This window comes from Luteibacter sp. OK325 (assembly GCF_003050935.1).
GTDB lineage: Bacteria > Pseudomonadota > Gammaproteobacteria > Xanthomonadales > Rhodanobacteraceae > Luteibacter.
Map to the genome: position 1 here is coordinate 1 of NZ_QAOX01000020.1, position 1,236 is coordinate 1,236.

General features: G+C 61.9%; 2 protein-coding genes. Both read right to left on the reverse strand.

The window, feature by feature from the left end; translation table 11 throughout:
* Positions 1–18: 18 nt before the first annotated feature.
* The gene (locus C8J98_RS21850; RefSeq protein ID WP_107916076.1) at positions 19–879 is read right to left on the reverse strand and encodes an IS3 family transposase; all 861 of its coding nucleotides are present in this window, start codon (positions 877–879) and stop codon (positions 19–21) included.
* Positions 876–1,175 (reverse strand): transposase, encoded by a 300-nt coding sequence (locus C8J98_RS21855; protein ID WP_107916078.1) that lies wholly within the window; start codon positions 1,173–1,175, stop codon positions 876–878. The genes C8J98_RS21850 and C8J98_RS21855 overlap by 4 nt, the downstream gene beginning before the upstream one ends.
* Between the last annotated feature and the right edge of the window lie 61 nt (positions 1,176–1,236).

The following is a 1,236-nucleotide window of genomic DNA, read 5'->3' on the forward strand; positions in this document are numbered from 1 at the left end:
TGAGGTGGTCAAGTATTTCTAGACACTCGATAGGGCGTTTTTTCGGACCGTCAGCATCTCGTGGATGGCTGGCGGGACCTGTCCGTTGGCCGCATGCAGGCGCCGATAGTTGTAGTACGACGTCAGGAAGATCGTGGCATCGCTCTGGGCTTCGTGACGGCTGTCGTAAGTCGGTTGCATCCATTCGGTCTTCAGCGAGGCAAAGACCCGCTCAGCGACCGCGTTGTCCCAGCAGCAGCCTTTTCGACTCATGCTTTGGGTAATCCCCAACCCTTGCAGCCGTCGGATGAAGCCGAAGCTGTTGTATTGCGAGCCCTGGTCGGAGTGGAACATCAGCTCGCCCGAGGGCTTGCGTTGCTCCACGGCCATGTCCAGGGCGGCTAGCGCCAGCTTGGCGTTGGGCTGGGTCGAGAACGCCCAGCCAACGATCCGCCGGGCATAGAGATCCACCACGATGGCGAGATATAGCCAGCCCTGCCGGGTCGGCAAAAAGGTGATATCACCGACCCAGACCTGGTTGGGCCGGGCCACGTTGAACTGCTGTTCGAGACGATTGGGGGCGGGTACCGTCGCCTTGCTCGCTCTCCGGTAAGTGTGCCGGCGCACCCGCTCGGCCCACACACCAGCCTTCTTCATCAGCGTACGTGCGCGATATCGACCCGTCGGCATGCCTTGCCGGGCAAGCTCCGCGGCCATGCGGCGTGTGCCGTAGCTGCCTCGGCTCTGCCGATGAATCTGTCGAACCGAGGCCACCGCCTTCGGCTGCTCAGGGGCCGGCCGCTCCTCCGCGCCCCGCCCGGCGTAGTAGCTGCTGCGGGGATATTCCATGGCGTCGCAAATCTGGGTGACCGCGTACGCCCCCTTCAGTTCGTCGATCACCGCCGTGGGTGATCGTTCTCCCGAACGAAGAAGGCGATAGATTTTTTTAGCAGTTCGCGCTCCTCCTGGAGCTTAACCACCTGCGCCTCGAGCTCGACGACACGTCGACGGTCCTCGTCGGCCGTCCTTTGGCTGCCTGGTGCCGGATGCTCTAGCTGGTACATCGCCACCCACCGTCTTAACGCGGTAGAGCCGACATCCAACATCTCACACACCTGCCGTATCGAATGGCCTTCGGCCAGGATCAGATGCACGGCCTCGTCCCGCTGAGCCTGCGTAATGTCTTTGCGTCCCATGGTTCACCTCGTTCTGGCTGTGAAGCCCTCTCGGGATGTCCAGAAAGATTAGACCACCTCA

Bases quoted from the DNA above. Each gene is read 5' to 3' on its own strand.
- C8J98_RS21855 (WP_107916078.1), bottom strand. From the start codon at position 1,175: ATGGGACGCAAAGACATTACGCAGGCTCAGCGGGACGAGGCCGTGCAT.